General features: G+C 71.5%; 14 protein-coding genes. 11 read left to right on the top strand and 3 right to left on the bottom strand.

Translation table 11 applies throughout. The features are described 5' to 3' along the window. Window positions 1-17: 17 nt before the first annotated feature. From AC067J_RS03590 to AC067J_RS03570, 5 genes are all read left to right on the top strand, one after another. Entirely contained in the window at window positions 18-635 is a 618-nt protein-coding gene (locus AC067J_RS03590) for an ATP-dependent Clp protease proteolytic subunit (protein WP_478296364.1), read from the top strand. A 50-nt stretch (window positions 636-685) separates the two neighbouring features. Further along, on the top strand, window positions 686-1,348 hold the full coding sequence (locus AC067J_RS03585) for an ATP-dependent Clp protease proteolytic subunit (RefSeq protein WP_327676905.1): 663 nt from the start codon (window positions 686-688) through the stop codon (window positions 1,346-1,348). A 282-nt stretch (window positions 1,349-1,630) separates the two neighbouring features. Next, window positions 1,631-2,920, top strand: a complete 1,290-nt coding sequence (gene clpX, locus AC067J_RS03580) for an ATP-dependent Clp protease ATP-binding subunit ClpX (RefSeq protein ID WP_327676901.1) — start codon at window positions 1,631-1,633, stop codon at window positions 2,918-2,920. A gap of 134 nt (window positions 2,921-3,054) precedes the next feature. Beyond that, complete coding sequence (locus tag AC067J_RS03575) at window positions 3,055-5,694, top strand: valine--tRNA ligase (protein ID WP_478296300.1); 2,640 nt, start codon at window positions 3,055-3,057, stop codon at window positions 5,692-5,694. Window positions 5,695-5,956: 262 nt separating this feature from the next. Continuing rightward, a complete protein-coding gene (locus AC067J_RS03570) occupies window positions 5,957-6,484 on the top strand; it encodes a hypothetical protein (protein ID WP_478296299.1) in 528 nt (175 codons plus the stop codon). A 30-nt stretch (window positions 6,485-6,514) separates the two neighbouring features. On the opposite strand, the gene AC067J_RS03565 is transcribed toward AC067J_RS03570, so the two are convergent. From AC067J_RS03565 to AC067J_RS03555, 3 genes are all read right to left on the bottom strand, one after another. Beyond that, window positions 6,515-8,041 carry a chitinase gene (locus AC067J_RS03565; RefSeq protein ID WP_478296298.1) on the bottom strand — a complete coding sequence of 509 codons (1,527 nt, stop codon included), beginning with the start codon at window positions 8,039-8,041 and terminating at the stop codon, window positions 6,515-6,517. 160 nt (window positions 8,042-8,201) lie between these two features. Further along, a complete protein-coding gene (gene wecB, locus AC067J_RS03560) occupies window positions 8,202-9,362 on the bottom strand; it encodes a non-hydrolyzing UDP-N-acetylglucosamine 2-epimerase (RefSeq protein WP_478296296.1) in 1,161 nt (386 codons plus the stop codon). Between the two features lie 65 nt (window positions 9,363-9,427). Next, window positions 9,428-10,861 (bottom strand): glycosyltransferase, encoded by a 1,434-nt coding sequence (locus tag AC067J_RS03555; protein WP_478296295.1) that lies wholly within the window; start codon window positions 10,859-10,861, stop codon window positions 9,428-9,430. A 174-nt stretch (window positions 10,862-11,035) separates the two neighbouring features. Here AC067J_RS03555 and folC point away from each other — a divergent pair, with 174 nt between their 5' ends. From folC to mreD, 6 genes are all read left to right on the top strand, one after another. After that, entirely contained in the window at window positions 11,036-12,427 is a 1,392-nt protein-coding gene (gene folC, locus AC067J_RS03550; protein WP_478296294.1) for a bifunctional tetrahydrofolate synthase/dihydrofolate synthase, read from the top strand. 2 nt (window positions 12,428-12,429) lie between these two features. Next, window positions 12,430-12,777: a DUF4233 domain-containing protein gene (locus tag AC067J_RS03545; RefSeq protein ID WP_478296293.1), complete on the top strand. Its 348-nt coding sequence runs from the start codon at window positions 12,430-12,432 to the stop codon at window positions 12,775-12,777. A gap of 119 nt (window positions 12,778-12,896) precedes the next feature. Further along, window positions 12,897-13,310: a nucleoside-diphosphate kinase gene (gene ndk / locus AC067J_RS03540; protein ID WP_478296292.1), complete on the top strand. Its 414-nt coding sequence runs from the start codon at window positions 12,897-12,899 to the stop codon at window positions 13,308-13,310. Between the two features lie 310 nt (window positions 13,311-13,620). Further along, window positions 13,621-14,646, top strand: coding sequence for a rod shape-determining protein (locus AC067J_RS03535; protein WP_327683829.1), 1,026 nt, complete (start codon window positions 13,621-13,623; stop codon window positions 14,644-14,646). A gap of 92 nt (window positions 14,647-14,738) precedes the next feature. Next, window positions 14,739-15,692 carry a rod shape-determining protein MreC gene (gene mreC / locus AC067J_RS03530; protein WP_478296291.1) on the top strand — a complete coding sequence of 318 codons (954 nt, stop codon included), beginning with the start codon at window positions 14,739-14,741 and terminating at the stop codon, window positions 15,690-15,692. Between the two features lie 3 nt (window positions 15,693-15,695). Then, a complete protein-coding gene (mreD, locus tag AC067J_RS03525; RefSeq protein WP_478296290.1) occupies window positions 15,696-16,340 on the top strand; it encodes a rod shape-determining protein MreD in 645 nt (214 codons plus the stop codon). Window positions 16,341-16,374: the final 34 nt, after the last annotated feature.

Raw genomic sequence — 16,374 nt, 5'->3', positions numbered from 1 at the left:
CGTACCCGCAGATGCAGATGCCCGGCCCGATGGCGCCGCACGCCGCCGCTGGTGACGTGCTGGGCGGCCTCGGCGACCAGGTCTACAACCGGCTGCTCAACGAGCGGATCATCTTCCTCGGTCAGCAGGTCGACGACGACATCGCCAACAAGATCACCGCCCAGCTGCTGCTGCTGGCCGCGGACCCGGACAAGGACATCTTCCTCTACATCAACTCCCCGGGCGGCTCGATCTCGGCCGGCATGGCGATCTACGACACCATGCAGTACATCAAGAACGACGTCGTCACCATCGCGATGGGCATGGCCGCCTCGATGGGCCAGTTCCTGCTGACCGCCGGTGCCAAGGGCAAGCGCTTCTCGCTGCCCAACGCCAACATCCTGATGCACCAGCCCTCCGCCGGCCTCGGCGGCTCGGCCACCGACATCCGCATCCAGGCCGAGCAGCTGCTCCGCACCAAGAAGCGGATGTCCGAGCTGATCGCCTTCCACAGCGGCCAGTCCTTCGAGCAGATCACGTCGGACTCCGACCGCGACCGCTGGTTCACGCCGGAGGAGGCCCTGGAGTACGGGCTGATCGACGCGATCATGCACAGCGCCGCGGACGTCCCCGGCGGCGGCGGCACGGGCGCCTGAGCCTGGCCCACGAGACCACAGCCACAACGCTCCGGAGGACAAGAACCCCCATGAACATCCCCAGCCTCTCCAGTGCCAAGGCGCGCGTCGAGGACATGCGAGCCGAGGGCCGCTACATCGTCCCGCGGTTCGTCGAGCGCACCTCGCAGGGCATCCGCGAGTACGACCCGTACGCCAAGCTGTTCGAGGAGCGCATCATCTTCCTCGGCTCGCAGGTGGACGACGTGTCGGCCAACGACATCATGGCGCAGCTGCTCTGCCTGGAGTCGATGGACCCGGACCGCGAGATCCAGATGTACATCAACTCGCCCGGTGGCTCGTTCACGGCCCTGACGGCCATCTACGACACCATGCAGTACGTCAAGCCGGACATCACCACCGTCTGCATGGGCCAGGCGGCCTCGGCGGCGGCCGTCCTGCTGGCGGCCGGCACCCCCGGCAAGCGGATGGCGCTGCCGAACGCCCGCATCCTGATCCACCAGCCGTACACCGAGACCGGCCGCGGCCAGGTCTCCGACCTGGAGATCCAGGCCCGGGAGATCTTCCGGATGCGCGAGCAGCTGGAGGAGATGCTGTCGAAGCACTCCAACAAGTCGGTGGAGCAGGTCCGCGACGACATCGAGCGCGACAAGATCCTGACGGCCGAGGAGGCCGTCGAGTACGGTCTGGTCGACCTGGTCATCTCCACCCGCAAGGCGTCGCTGACCTCCTGAGGTCGGCACCCCCTCCACCCGCCGTCCGGCGCGGGGAGGGGCCGGGGGCGGGGCGCGCGGCCGGGTCCGCGCGCCCCGCCCCCGGCACACCGGCGGCCCCTGCGACGGCATCTGTTCGGTATCAATTCGCCCAGGGCGTAGGGCAGACCCGGCGAAGAGGACGGAATCGACGGCTCGGCAGAGTACCGTCGGATAGCGAGACCGATTCGCCGTCGGCGTCGACGGTCCACAGCACCAGGCCCCGGAACCCCCGCGGGGCCCCTGGCGAAGGGGAAGCACCTCGTGGCACGCATCGGAGACGGTGGCGACCTGCTCAAGTGCTCGTTCTGCGGCAAGTCGCAGAAGCAGGTGAAGAAGCTGATCGCCGGCCCAGGCGTGTACATCTGCGACGAGTGCATCGACCTGTGCAACGAGATCATCGAGGAGGAGCTCGCCGAGACCTCCGAGGTGCGCTTCGAGGAGCTGCCGAAGCCCCGCGAGATCTACGAGTTCCTGGACCAGTACGTGGTCGGCCAGGACCTCGCCAAGAAGGCGCTGTCGGTGGCCGTCTACAACCACTACAAGCGGGTCCAGGCGGGTGAGGCCGGCCGCAGCGGCGGCAACGGCCGCGAGGACGCCATCGAGCTGGCGAAGTCCAACATCCTGCTGCTCGGGCCGACCGGCTCCGGCAAGACGCTGCTCGCGCAGACCCTGGCCCGGATGCTGAACGTGCCGTTCGCGATCGCCGACGCCACCGCGCTGACCGAGGCCGGGTACGTCGGCGAGGACGTCGAGAACATCCTGCTGAAGCTGATCCAGGCGGCCGACTACGACGTCAAGAAGGCCGAGACCGGGATCATCTACATCGACGAGATCGACAAGGTCGCCCGGAAGAGCGAGAACCCGTCGATCACCCGGGACGTCTCCGGCGAGGGCGTGCAGCAGGCGCTGCTGAAGATCCTGGAGGGCACCACCGCCTCGGTGCCGCCGCAGGGGGGCCGCAAGCACCCGCACCAGGAGTTCATCCAGATCGACACCACCAACGTGCTGTTCATCGTGGGCGGTGCGTTCGCCGGTCTGGAGCGGATCATCGAGGGCCGGGCGGGTGCCAAGGGCATCGGCTTCGGCGCCACCATCCGCTCCAAGCGGGAGCTGGACGCGAGCGACCACTTCCGTCAGGTGATGCCGGAGGACCTGGTCAAGTTCGGCATGATCCCGGAGTTCATCGGCCGCCTCCCGGTGATCACCAGCGTGCACAACCTGGACCGCGAGGCGCTCCTGCAGATCCTCACCGAGCCGAAGAACGCGCTGGTCAAGCAGTACCGGAAGCTCTTCGAACTGGACGGCGTGGAGCTGGAGTTCTCCCGGGACGCGCTGGAGGCGATCGCCGACCAGGCGATCCTGCGCGGCACCGGCGCGCGCGGGCTGCGGGCCATCATGGAGGAGGTGCTGATGTCCGTGATGTACGAGGTGCCCTCGCGCCAGGACGTCGCCCGTGTGGTGGTGACCGGGGACGTCGTCTCCAAGCACGCCATCCCCACCCTGGTGCCGCGCGACATGATCAAGCGGGAGCGGCGCGACAAGAGCGCCTGACACCGCGGGCCGTCCGCCGGGGCCCCGGAACCGTCACGGTTCCGGGGCCCCGGCGCGTGTCCGGGCCGGTCGCGCGGCGCCCCGGAGGGAAAGCGGTTCGTAACCCGCCTCCCGGGTTACGTAAACTGTCCGTCGTGACCGACACCACGAACCAGCGCCCCGCGAGCACGCCCGCCGGGGACGAAGCAGCCACCCTCCCGACGACCTACACTCCGGCGGACGTAGAGGGCGAGCTGTACGAGCGCTGGGTAGAGCGCGGTTACTTCACCGCCGACGCCAAGAGCGACAAGCCCCCGTACACGATCGTCATCCCCCCGCCGAACGTCACCGGTGCGCTGCACCTGGGCCACGCGTTCCAGCACACGCTGATGGACGCGCTGACCCGGCGCAAGCGCATGCAGGGCTTCGAGGTGCTCTGGCTGCCCGGCATGGACCACGCCGGCATCGCCACCCAGAACAAGGTGGAGCAGCAGCTCGCCGAGTCCGGCCTCTCCCGCCACGACCTGGGCCGCGAGGCCTTCGTCGAGAAGGTCTGGGAGTGGAAGGAGAACTACGGCGGCCGGATCCTCGGCCAGATGCGCCGCCTCGGCGACGGCGTCGACTGGTCGCGCGAGCGGTTCACCATGGACGAGGGCCTGTCGCAGGCCGTCCAGACCATCTTCAAGCGGCTCTTCGACGACGGCCTGATCTACCGGGCCGAGCGCATCATCAACTGGTGTCCGCGCTGTCTGACCGCGCTCTCCGACATCGAGGTGGAGCACGAGGAGGTTCCCGGCGAGCTGGTCTCGATCCGCTACGGGGACGGCGAGGACTCGATCGTCGTCGCCACCACCCGGGCCGAGACGATGCTGGGTGACACCGCCGTGGCCGTCCACCCGGAGGACGAGCGGTACCGGCACCTGGTCGGCCGGACCATCAAGCTGCCGCTGACCGACCGGGAGATCCCGGTCGTCGCCGACGAGCACGTCGACCCGGAGTTCGGCACCGGCGCCGTCAAGGTGACCCCCGCGCACGACCCGAACGACTTCGCCATCGGCCAGCGCCACGACCTGCCGAACCTGAGCGTCATGGACGAGCGCGGTGTCATCACCGTGCACGGCCCGTTCCTCGGCCTGGACCGGCTGGAGGCCCGCTCGGCCGTCGTCGGCGCGCTGCGCGAGCAGGGCCGGATCGTCGCCGAGAAGCGTCCGTACATGCACTCCGTCGGCCACTGCTCGCGCTGCCACACGGTGGTCGAGCCGCGGCTGTCGCTGCAGTGGTGGGTCAAGGTCGCCCCGCTGGCGCAGGCGGCCGGCGACGCGGTCCGCGACGGCAAGGTGGAGATCCACCCGAAGGAGCTGGAGCGCCGCTACTTCGACTGGGTCGACAACATGTACGACTGGTGCATCTCGCGCCAGCTGTGGTGGGGCCACCGGATCCCGGTCTGGTACGGCCCGGACGGCGAGGTCGTCTGCGTCGGACCGGACGAGCAGCCGCCGACCGGTGAGGGCTGGCACCAGGACCCGGACGTCCTGGACACCTGGTTCTCCTCCGGCCTGTGGCCGTTCTCCACGCTCGGCTGGCCGGAGCAGACCCCGGACCTGGAGAAGTTCTACTCCACCGACGTCCTGGTCACCGGGCACGACATCATCTTCTTCTGGGTCGCCCGGATGATGATGTTCGGCCTGTACGCGATGGACGGCCAGGAGCCGTTCAAGACGGTCGCCCTGACCGGCCTGGTCCGCGACGAGTTCGGCAAGAAGATGTCGAAGTCGTCCGGCACCGCCGTCGACCCGCTGGACTGGATGGACGCCTACGGCGCCGACGCCGTCCGCTTCACGCTGGCCCGCGGCGCCAACCCGGGCGCCGACGTGCCGATCGGCGAGGACTGGGTCAAGGGCTCGCGCAACTTCTGCAACAAGATCTGGAACGCGACCCGCTTCGCGCTGATGAACGGCGCCACCGTCGAGGGCCCGCTGCCCGCGCCGGAGCAGCTGACCGCGGTCGACCGGTGGATCCTCTCGCGGTTGAACGCGACCGTGGCCGAGGCCGACGCGCTGTACGACGACTACGAGTTCGCCAAGGCCTCGGACGCGCTCTACCACTTCGCGTGGGACGAGGTCTTCGACTGGTACGTCGAGCTCTCCAAGACCACCCTGGCCAAGGGCGGCGCGCAGGCCGACGCCTCGCGCCGGGTGCTCGGTGAGGTCCTGGACGTCACCCTGCGGCTGCTCCACCCCGTCGTCCCGTTCGTCACCGAGGCGCTCTGGACGGCGCTCACCGGTGCCGAGTCGCTGGTCGTCGCCGAGTGGCCGAAGGACGGCGGCTTCCGGGACGCCGACGCCGAGGCCGAGGTCGCCACGCTCCAGCAGGTGGTCACCGAGGTCCGCCGGTTCCGTTCGGACCAGGGCCTCCAGCCGGCGCAGCGGGTCCCGGCCCGGCTGGAGCTGGACGGCACCGTGCTGGCCGTCCACGAGGACGCGATCCGGTCGCTGCTGCGGCTGACCGTCCCGGAGGAGGGCTTCGCGGCCACCGCCTCGCTGCCGGTCGCCGGTGCCACCGTGGCGCTCGACCTCTCCGGCACCATCGACGTCGCGGCGGAGCGCAAGCGCCTCGCCAAGGACCTCGCGGCCGCCGAGAAGGAGAAGGCCCAGACGAGCGCCAAGCTCGGCAACGAGGCCTTCCTGGCCAAGGCGCCGGACGACGTGGTCGCCAAGATCCGGGCCCGTCAGGAGGCCGCCGGGGCCGACATCGCCCGGATCACCGCCCAGCTCGCGGCGCTGCCGCAGGGCTGATCCGGACGCGGATCCCGAGGAGCCGTACCCCGCCGACGCGGGGTGCGGCTCCTCCGCTTTTCCGGAGGTCGGGTAATCGTGCGTCCCAATAGCCCAATCCCATTGCTCCCTTCCGGCGAATATTCATCCTGGACCGGGTGAGGTCCTATTCCGCCCGAATTCCTTCCGCTCTTGCCCGCGCGCGTTCGCGTGAGTTGGCAGGTCGGATGTGTACGGTGTGCTTCGAGTTCCGCAGAGCCGAGGGACGACGGGAGGGCGTGGCGTGGTGGTGACCGAGGAGTTGGCCGACGAACTGCCTGCCGAGGTGGTCGAGGAGGCCAAGGCGAGGGCGGCGGCGCTGCTGCTCGCATTCCGGCACGGAAACCAGCTCGCGTTCGACCACGCGCTGGACCGGCTGTTCGAGGAGCACGCCGAGCGCGAGGTGACCACCCTGCTGGCCTGGATCGCCGCCGAGGCGGTCCGCAAGGCCTACGCCCCCGAGGTGGGCGACCGGGTGCTCCGCGCGATGGCCCGGCGCGCCCCGCAGGACACCGGCGCGGTGGCGGTGGACGAGGAGAGCGCGGACGCGGCCCGGCTGATCGAGGCGGTCGCGGCCGGTGAGGTGGCCGAGGTCCGCGGCCTGGTCGCGGCGACCGCGGACACCACGTTCCTGCTGGGCGGCCTGCTCCAGGGCGTGGCGATGATGCTGCCGCTGCTGCCGGAGGGCGAGCTGGCCGGGATCACCGCCGAGCTGCGGCGCCGGCACGGTGGTGCCGGCGCCGAGATCCCGGAGGCCCGGGCCGGGGTCTGAACCCCGGCCCGGGCCCGCCGGCCGGGCCGGCTACGGCATCGCGTGCAGGTGCGAGCCGACGGTGGAGGCGATCCCGCCGCCCGCCTTGGCGTCCCAGTTGGTCGACCAGGTCATGGCCCCGCCGATCCCGGGCCACTTGGTGTCGGGCTTGAAGGTGCCGCAGCCGGTGCCGGTGGCCAGGCAGTCCAGCGCGTTGTTGACCACGCTCGGGCTGACGTACCCGCCGCCCGCGGCGCTGGTGGAGGCCGGGACGCCGAGCCCCACCTGGTCGGGCCGCAGCCCGTTCTTGAGCTGGATGCAGGCCAGCGCGGTGAGGAAGTTGACGGTCCCCTGGGAGTAGACCTGGCCGTCGCAGCCCAGCATGGCGCCGGAGTTGTAGTACTGCATGTTGACGATGGTGAGGATGTCCTTCACGTTCAGCGCCAGCTTGAAGTACTCCATCCCGGTCGACTGCATGTCGATGGTCTGCGGCGCCATGGTGAGCACGAAGCCCTTGCCGGCCTTCGCCGCCAGGCTGTGCAGCGCCTGGCCCATGTAGGTGGCGCTGACGCCGTTCTCCAGGTCGATGTCGATCCCGTCGAAGCCGTAGTTCTGCATCAGCGACCAGGCGGTGTTGGAGAAGTTGGTCGCGGAGGCGGAGCTGTTCACCGAGACCGTGCCGTTCTGGCCGCCGACCGAGAGGATCACCTTCTTGCCGGCCGCCTTCTTGGCCGCGATGTCGGCCTTGAACTGCGCCTCGGTGTAGCCGCCGAGCCGGGAGGAGAGCACCGGGTCCAGGGTGAAGCTGAGCCCGCCGGGCGTGCTGGTGGCGTCCGCGAAGGAGACCGCGATGATGTCGTACGCGGCCGGCACGTCGCTGATCCGCTGCACGGTGGCGTTGTTGTCGAAGTTCTGCCAGTAGCCGGTGAGCAGGTGCTTGGGCCCGGGGCGGGTCGGGGTGTCGGTGGGCGTGGGGGTGTCGGTCGGGGTCGGCGTGTCGGTGGGGGTCGGGGTCGGAGTGGTGGCAGTGGGGGAGGGCTTCGGGTCGCCGGGGCCCTGCAGCGAGACGTCGTCGGCCAGGAAGGCGGGCTGCCCGTACCAGCCGTGCAGGTAGACGGTGACGCTGGTGGTGCTCGCCCCGGTGGTGAAGGTGGTGCTGAGCTTGGACCAGCCGGTCCCGCCGGGGGTCCAGGTGCTCGGGTCGGTGCCGCCGGTGCCGCGGGCGCCGAGGTAGACGTACGAGCCCTGGACCCAGCTGCTCAGCGTGTACGTCGAGGAGGGCTTCACGGTGACGGTCTGGCTGCACTCGCCGGTGGCGCTGTTGCCGGGGGTCGAGCGCAGTGCGGCCGAGCCGGAGTGCACCGTGGTGGTCTCGGTGGCGCCGGAGGAACAGGTCCAGCCGCCGAGGTGGTCGGCGTCCTCGAAGCCGCCGTTGGTGACCAGTTCCACGACGTCGGCGGCGGCGTGCGCGCCGGTGCCGCCGGCCAGGACCAGGCCGCTCAGTCCCACCGCGATGGCGCTGGCTCCGGCGAGCAGGGAGTGGACGGCGCGTGGGCGCCGGTTGTGGGCAGGTGGCATGACTCCATCTCCTGTGGGGGAGGCCGTCGGCTCACGTGGGGGAGAGCCGTCCGGGTGTCGATGGTGCGCGTGTGGGAGCTACCGACAACTCAAGTCCCTGTCGGGGAAGGAGACTTGCCTCACAAGGTGGAGTAGACCAATCCGCCTGTCAAGAGGACGGTCAGGCGGCGGCCGGGACCTGCGGCGATGTCAGCCGCGCGGTCAGCCCGGCGATCCGGGCGGAGGCGAGTCCGTCACCGTAGGGGCTCGGGGTGGCCGCCAACCGGGCGAGCCGTTCGGGGGTGTCGGCCAGCCAGGCGCGGGCCAGGCCGCCGAGTTCCCCGCCCGGCCGGACGAGCGCGGCGAAGCCGGCGTCGACCGCCTCCGGGCGTTCGGTGGAGCGGCGGACGACCAGCAGCGGGCGGCCGAGCACGGTGCACTCCTCCTGCACCCCGCCGGAGTCGGAGACCAGCAGTGCGGCGTGCCGGGCCAGGCCGAGGAAGTCGGCGTAGCCGACCGGTCCGGTGACGGCCAGCCGCTCCAGCAGGGCGTCCAGGCCGAACCGCTCGACGGCGGCCCGGGTGCGCGGGTGCATCGGGAACAGCACCGGGGTGCCGGCCCGGGCGATCCGGTCCAGTTCGGCGAGGACGGCGCCGAGCGCCTCGGCGGTGTCGGTGTTCTCCGGCCGGTGCACGGTGGCCAGCACGTAGCCGTCCTCCTCGACACCGTGCCGGGCGAGCAGCGCGGCCCGGGCGTCGGCCTCGGGCAGTCGGCGGCGGACCACCTCGACCACGGTGTTGCCGGTGAGCGCGATCCGTTCCTCGGCCAGCGATTCGGCGCGCAGGTTGGCGGCGTTGTCGGTGGTGGCGGCGCAGAGCAGGTCGGAGACGTGGTCGACCATCACCCGGTTGTGCTCCTCCGGCATCGCCCGGTCGAAGCTGCGCAGTCCGGCCTCGACGTGGACCAGCGGGATCTCCCGGGCGTTGGCGGCGAGCGCGCCGGCCAGGGTGGCGTTGGTGTCGCCCTGGACGACGACGGCGGCCGGGCGGTCCTCGGCGAAGGCGGCGTCGAGCTGGCCGAGCGACTGGGCGATCTGCCCGGCGCGGGGGCGGCCGCCGACGCCGGTGAGCAGTTCGGGCCGGGGCAGGCCGAGGTCGCGCAGGAAGCTGCCGGACATCGCCTCGTCCCAGTGCTGGCCGGTGTGGACCAGCCGGGTGGCCGGACCGAGCTCGTGGATCAGCGGGGCGAGCTTGACCAGCTCGGGGCGGGTGCCGAGGACGACGGCGACGCTGCCGGGGGCGAGCGGGCGGGCGGCGGGCTGCGGCGGGAGGCACAGGGTCATGACGGGAACTCCGGGGTCGGGCCGGGCTGGCGGGCCGGTCGGTCGGGCCGGGCGGGCCGGTCGGGTCAGGATTCGAGGGCGGTGGGGGCGCCGAGCGCGACCTTCTCGGCGTTGCGCCTGGTCTTGGCCCAGCCGTTGCGGCCGAGCACCAGCCGGACGGCCGCCCGGGCGGCGACCACGAACAGGTGGTAGGCGTAGAGCCAGACAAGGACGCCCCAGAGCAGTCCGGTGAGCCGGCTGCGGTCGGGGTGGACGAGCCGGCGGTAGGCGAAGCCCCAGAAGACCATCGGCAGGGTGGCGAGCACGAAGGCGAGCAGCATCCAGGGGCCGAAGCGGAGCTGGAACTCGGCGGTCTCCTCGGGGAAGAGCACCAGCCCGGCCGCGGTGATCGCGATCGACAGCGGGGTGAGCACGACCAGCAGCACGCAGACCACCGGCTGGAGGAAGGTGTAGAGCACCTCGGCCTTGCCGGCGGGGCGGTAGTGCGGGGAGCGCAGGATCCGGCCGGTGTAGCGCAGGCACTGCATGTTGCCCTGGGCCCAGCGGGTGCGCTGGGTGAGGAAGCGCCGGCCGGAGACCAGGGCCTCCTGGGAGACGGCGGCCTCGGTGACGTGGGTGAGCCGCCAGCCGGCCAGCCGCAGGTCCAGGCCGGACTCGTAGTCCTCCAGCAGGGCGCGCTCCGGCCACGGCCGGCCGGCCCGGCCCTCCTCGGCGGTCAGCGAGTCGAGGGCGGTGAGCCGGACGAACTGGCCGTTGCCGCCGAGGCCGACGCTGCCGGTGCGGCGGCGCAGCAGCTGCATGCCGGCGTTGTTGGCCTGGAACTCGACGTCCTGCATCCGGACCAGGGCGCGGGCGAAGGCGTTGGCGAGCCGGCCGCGGCCGGGCAACGGCCGTTCGTCGTCGGCGTTGCGCATCCGGACGCCGATCTGCACGGCGCCGGTGTCGGTGCGGCCGAGTGCCCGGTCGTTGCAGACCTGTTCGAGGGTGCCGGGGTCGAGCTGTCCGTCGGCGTCGACCACGCCGAGGACGATCCGGGAGCGGTCGGTGCCGGCGGGCAGCCCGGCGGAGATCTCGCGGTAGGCGGCGTTGAGGGCGGCGCCCTTGCCGATCCGGGCGTGCGGGCGGCGGCGCTGGACGAGGTGGATCCGGTCGTCGTGCGCGGCGGCGGCGAGCACCAGTTCGCGGGTGGCGTCCTCGCTGTCGTCGTCGATCACCCAGAGGTGGGCGGCGGGGGCGACGGCCCGCAGGCCGGCCAGGGTCTGGGCGACCACCGCCTCCTCGTCGCGGCAGGGGATCACCAGGTGCCACCGGAAGGCGGACGGGTCGCCCGGCTCGCCGGGGGTGTTGTGCCGGAAGGCGTGCCGGGAGCCGGCCCAGTAGAGCAGGAAGCGCCCGAAGACGAGGGCCATGTAGAGCAGCAGTGCCAGTGAGACGAGTCCGGCGAACCAGACGATGCTGTCGCGGCGGAGCTCGATGAAACCGCGCAGGGCGTCGGGCATGGCGCTGTGCTCCTCATGATCAAAGGTGATTTGTCTCCCTGAGATGCGAATCGCTGCTCCATTGCGGCCTGATGTCGCTAAATCGATAGTAAACGCAGAAAACGACCAAGCCTGGGCAAAGTGGTCGTTCTCACCCCGTGGGGAGCGCCGGGCGCAGCTCCGTAGACTGTGGTCGTGAGCGACAAGGCCGACCCGAACCCGTACACCCTCCGCCCCGCCGACGGCACCGCCGACGACGCCCTGCGCGACGTCGAGGTGGAACTCTCCAAGCGCTGGCCGGAGAACAAGCTGGAGCCCTCGCTCGACCGGATCGAGGCGCTGATGGACATCCTGGGCCAGCCCCAGCGGTCCTTCCCCTCCATCCACATCACCGGCACCAACGGCAAGACCTCCACCGCCCGGATGATCGAGCAGCTGCTCAACACCTTCGAGCTGCGCACCGGCCGCTACACCAGCCCGCACGTGGAGTCCGTCACCGAGCGGATCAGCCTGGACGGCGCCCCGATCGGCCCCGAGCGGTTCGTCGAGGTCTACCGGGACATCGAGCCCTACGTGCGGATGGTCGACGAGCGCGAGCCGGTCGCGATGTCCTTCTTCGAGGTGCTGACCGGCATGGCGTACGCGGCCTTCGCCGACGCCCCGGTGGACGTCGGCGTGATCGAGGTCGGCATGGGCGGCTCCTGGGACGCCACCAACGTCATCGACGCCGCCGTCGCGGTGATCACCCCGATCGGCCTGGACCACACCGACAAGCTGGGCGGGACCACCGGCGAGATCGCGGTCGAGAAGTCCGGGATCGTCAAGCCGGGCTCCATCGCGGTCGTCGCCCAGCAGCAGCTCGACGCCGCCGAGACGATCCTGCGGCGCGCCGTCGAGGTGGACGCCACCGTGGCCCGCGAGGGCATGGAGTTCGGTGTGATCCGCCGTGAGGTTGCCATCGGCGGCCAGCTGGTGACGCTGCGCGGGCTCGGCGGCGAGGAGTACGAGGAGGTCTTCATCCCGCTGCACGGCGCCCACCAGGCGCAGAACGCCGCGCTCGCGCTCGCGGCGGTCGAGGCCTTCTTCGGCGTCGGCGGCGCCCGCGGCGGACAGCTGGACGTGGACAAGGTGCGGCAGGCGTTCTCCGGCGTCGCCTCGCCGGGCCGCCTGGAGGTCGTCCGCCGCAGCCCGACCATCCTCCTGGACGCCGCGCACAACCCGGACGGCGCCCACGCCACGGTGGCCGCGATCGGCGAGTCCTTCGGCTTCACCCGGCTGGTCGGCGTGGTCGGCACCAGTGGCGACAAGGACGTGGCCGGACTGCTGGAGGCCTTCGAGCCGCTCCTGGCCGAGGTCGTCATCACCCGGAACTCCACCCACCGCGCGATGGACGTGGACGCGCTGGCCGCGCTCGCGGTCGAGATCTTCGGCGAGGACCGCGTCCAGGTCGAGCCCCGGCTCGACGACGCCATCGCCGCCGCCGTCACCCTGGCCGAGGAGGAGGGCGACCTCGGCGGCGCCGGGGTGCTGGTCACCGGTTCGGTCATCACGGTGGGCGAGGCCCGCCTGCTGCTCGGGAGGAAGTGACGATGAGGACGCTCTGTTCCTCGACGCTGATCGGCGAGGCTCTGCTGATCATGTTCGCCGGCCTGGTGGCCATGCAGCTCTCGGACGTCCCCACGGCCACCGTCTGGACCGTCAGCGGCGTCGCGATGGCACTCTGCGTACTGCTCTGCGGCATGATCAACCGGCCCGGAGCGGTCCCGGTCGGCTGGGCGCTGCAGATCGGACTGATCGCCAGCGGCTTCGTCCTGCCGACCATGTTCGGGCTCGGAGTCGTCTTCGCCGGCCTCTGGTGGTGCTCGGTCCACTACGGCCGGAAGATCGACGAGATCAAGGCCGCCAGGGCGGCCGCGGCACCGGCTCCGGCGGTCTGAACGACGGCGCCCGAGGGGCGGCCGGGGCACCTGCTCACGCAAGGTAACCTCTGCGGTAGTCGCACTCCGCACGTCGAACCGGCGTGCGAGCCGTACCGATCTTTCCCAGGAGATGCACCGTGTCCCAGCGCACTCTCGTCCTGCTCAAGCCCGACGCCGTCAAGCGCGGCCTGGCCGGCGAGATCATCAGCCGCATCGAGCGCAAGGCCGGCTGGCGCCTCGGCGCCGTCGAGCTGCGCACCTTCGACCGGGCGACGCTGGAGCAGCACTACGCGGAGCACGTCGGCCGCCCGTTCTACGAGCCGCTGCTGGAGTTCATGACCTCGGGCCCGTCCATCGCCCTGATCGTCGAGGGCGAGGAGGTCGTCGCCGGCATCCGCATGCTGGCCGGCGCCACCAACCCGCTGGAGGCCGGGGCCGGCACCATCCGCGGCGACTACGCGACCATCACCCGCGAGAACCTGATCCACGCCTCCGACTCGACCGAGTCCGCGGAGCGCGAGATCAAGATCTTCTTCCCGGCCCACGTCTGATCCGGACGGGCTCCGGGACCTTCGGACGCCCCGGTCGGGACCATTGGCCCGGCCGGGGCATTCTTATCGGGAAATAGGGAACCAGGGGGGCCGACACGGCGTCCCAATGCCCGGAGAAGCGATCACGCTCCGGACAATGGACGGTATGCCCCACGTCGACGTCCGTGCCGGTCGGCGTGACTACGATGGACGCGACTCAAGGGCCCGGTAAGGCAGCTCAGCTGGTCTCCGCCCAAGCGTGGGCGCGCGCATTCCGTCCACCTCCATGACACCGAGCCCGGGAAGGCACCCACACCCCATGGCGAGCAACCTGTCGTTCATCGGCCGCGACTTGGCGATCGACCTCGGAACTGCCAACACGCTGGTGTACGTCAGGGGCAAGGGGATCGTCCTCAACGAGCCGTCGGTGGTCGCGGTCAACACCAACACCGGGGGGATCCTGGCCGTCGGCTCCGAGGCCAAGAAGATGATCGGACGTACCCCGGGCAACATCGTCGCGATCCGCCCGCTCAAGGACGGCGTGATCGCCGACTTCGAGATCACCGAGCGGATGCTCCGCTACTTCATCCTCAAGATCCACCGGCGCCGCTTCCTGGCCCGCCCCCGGGTCGTCGTCTGCGTCCCCTCCGGCATCACCGGCGTCGAGCGCCGCGCCGTCATCGAGGCCTCCCTGCAGGCCGGCTGCCGCCAGGTGCACATCATCGAGGAGCCGATGGCCGCCGCGATCGGCGCCGGCCTGCCGGTCCACGAGCCCACCGGCAACATGGTCGTCGACATCGGCGGCGGCACCACCGAGGTCGCCGTCATCTCCCTCGGCGGCATCGTCACCGCGCAGTCCATCCGGGTCGCCGGCGACGAACTGGACAACGCCATCGTCCAGCACATCAAGAAGGAGTACTCGCTGCTCCTGGGCGAGCGCAGCGCCGAGCAGATCAAGATGAGCATCGGCTCCGCCTTCGGCCTGGAGGGCGAGAAGGACGAGCACGCCGAGATCCGCGGCCGCGACCTGGTCAGCGGCCTGCCCAAGACCGTCGTCATCTCCGCCGCCGAGGTCCGCGAGGCCATCGACGAGCCGGTCAACTCGATCATCGACGCGGTCAAGACCACCCTCGACCAGTGCCCGCCCGAGCTCGCCGGCGACGTCATGGACCGGGGCATCGTCCTCACCGGCGGCGGCGCCCTGCTCCGCGGCCTGGACGAGCGGCTCCGCCGGGAGACCGGCATGCCGATCCACATCGCCGAGAACCCGCTGGACTCCGTCGCACTCGGATCCGGCAAGTGCGTCGAGGAGTTCGAGGCCCTCCAGCAGGTACTCGACGCCGCACCGCGCCGTTAGCAGAACCGAAACGTCAGCCGAACTGAACGGGCCCCCGCCCGGGTCCACAGCCCGGGCGGCGGGGCCAGGCACGAAGGGGCAGCACCAGCACCGTGAGGGACACACGAGAGAGCCGGCTGCTGCTCATCCTGCTGGTGGCCGTCGCCTTCGCGCTGATCACCGTCGACATCAAGGGCGGTGATAGCTCCCCGCTCGGCGGCGCCCGACGCGCCGCGGCCTCCGTCCTCGGCCCCGTCGAACGGGGCGCGGCCACCGCCGTCGACCCGGTCGCCGACACCGTCCGGGCCTTCCGCGACGCCGCCGCCGACAGCGGCCGCACCGACCAGCTCGCCAACGAGAACACCGAACTGCGGCAGAAGCTGGCCTCCTCCGACATGGCCGGCGGGCGCACCAAGCAACTGGACGACCTGCTGCGCACGGCGGGCGCCGGCGGGTACACCGTCAAGGCCGCCCAGACCATCGCGATCGGCCCGGCCCAGGGCTTCTCCTGGACCATCACCATCGACGCCGGCAGCGACGACGGGCTCACCCGGGACATGACCGTGATCAACGGCCAGGGACTGGTCGGCCGGATCACCACCGTCGCCCCGACCACCGCCACCGTGCTGCTCGCCTCCGACCCCGGCTTCTCCGCCGGCACCCGGCTGGAGGGCACCGGCGAGATCGGCTTCGCCTCCGGCGGCGGCAGCAGCGCCATGAAGGTCTCGCTCCTCAACGGCAAGGCCCAGGTGAAGGAGGGCGACCGGCTGGTCACCTTCGGATCGCAGAGCGGCCGCCCGTTCGTGCCCGGCGTCCCGATCGGCAAGGTGGTCCAGGTCGAGGCCAACCCCGGCCAGCTCACCAAGACGATCCTGGTCGAGCCGTTCGTCCAGTTCACCCGGCTCGACCTGGTCGGCGTGGTCGTCGTCCCGCCGCGCACCGATCCGCGGGACGCCGTCCTGCCGCCCGCCCCCGCGCCGGCCGGCCAGGGCCAGGCCCCCGCGGCGCCGGCCGCCCCCGCGGCCCCGGCCGCCGTCCCGCCCGCCAAGCCCAATGGGGGGAACTGAGCCATGCGCCTCGCCCGCATCCCCGTCTCCGCCGCCCTGATCCTGTTCGGCCTGATCCTCCAGGTCAGCGTCTTCGGCCGACTGCAGCTCCCCGGGGCCACCCCGGACATACTGCTGCTCGTGGTGGTCGGCCTGGCCATGGTCTACGGGCCGACCGGCGGCTGCCTGGTCGGCTTCGCGGCCGGCCTGCTCGCCGACGTCGCCCCGCCGTCCGACCACGCCATCGGCCGGTACGCGCTGGTGCTCTGCCTGATGGGCTACGCCGCCGGACTGCTCCGCCCCGAGCACGGCCGGCAGCGCTCGGTCTCCAGCGCGCTGCTCGTGGTCTCCGTCGCCGCGATCGCCTCCACCCTGCTGTACGCGATGGTCGGCGCCCTGGTCGGCGACACCGCCGCCCGGCACGTCGGGCTCGGCTCGCTGGTGCTGACCGCGCTGCTCTACGACCTGCTGCTGGCCCCGTTCGTGGTGCCCGCCGTGATGGCGCTCGGCCGCCGCTTCGGGAAGGACCCGGTGGCCGCCGCCGGCCCCGGCGACGACGAGGGCGGCCCGGGCCTCGGCACCCTGGCCCGCTACCGCACCACCCGCGAGGCCTCCTCCGGCCCGGGCTACAAGAAGAAGCGCCTGCTCGGCGCCGGCAAGCGCCCGTAGCCCGGCCCCGGCCCCGGCCCCGGCCCCCGACCCG

Source organism: Kitasatospora sp. NPDC042419, assembly GCF_056437345.1.
Note: the sequence above shows the minus strand (reverse complement) of the source record. Positions and strands in the feature narration are given on the sequence as shown.

Coding starts and splice junctions, on each gene's coding strand:
- AC067J_RS03590 (WP_478296364.1), top strand. CDS start 18: ATGCCCGGCCCGATGGCGCCGCACGCCGCCGCTGGTGACGTGCTGGGC.
- AC067J_RS03585 (WP_327676905.1), top strand. CDS start 686: ATGAACATCCCCAGCCTCTCCAGTGCCAAGGCGCGCGTCGAGGACATG.
- AC067J_RS03565 (WP_478296298.1), bottom strand. CDS start 8,041: ATGCCACCTGCCCACAACCGGCGCCCACGCGCCGTCCACTCCCTGCTC.
- wecB (WP_478296296.1), bottom strand. CDS start 9,362: ATGACCCTGTGCCTCCCGCCGCAGCCCGCCGCCCGCCCGCTCGCCCCC.
- AC067J_RS03555 (WP_478296295.1), bottom strand. CDS start 10,861: ATGCCCGACGCCCTGCGCGGTTTCATCGAGCTCCGCCGCGACAGCATC.
- AC067J_RS03545 (WP_478296293.1), top strand. CDS start 12,430: ATGAGGACGCTCTGTTCCTCGACGCTGATCGGCGAGGCTCTGCTGATC.
- mreD (WP_478296290.1), top strand. CDS start 15,696: ATGCGCCTCGCCCGCATCCCCGTCTCCGCCGCCCTGATCCTGTTCGGC.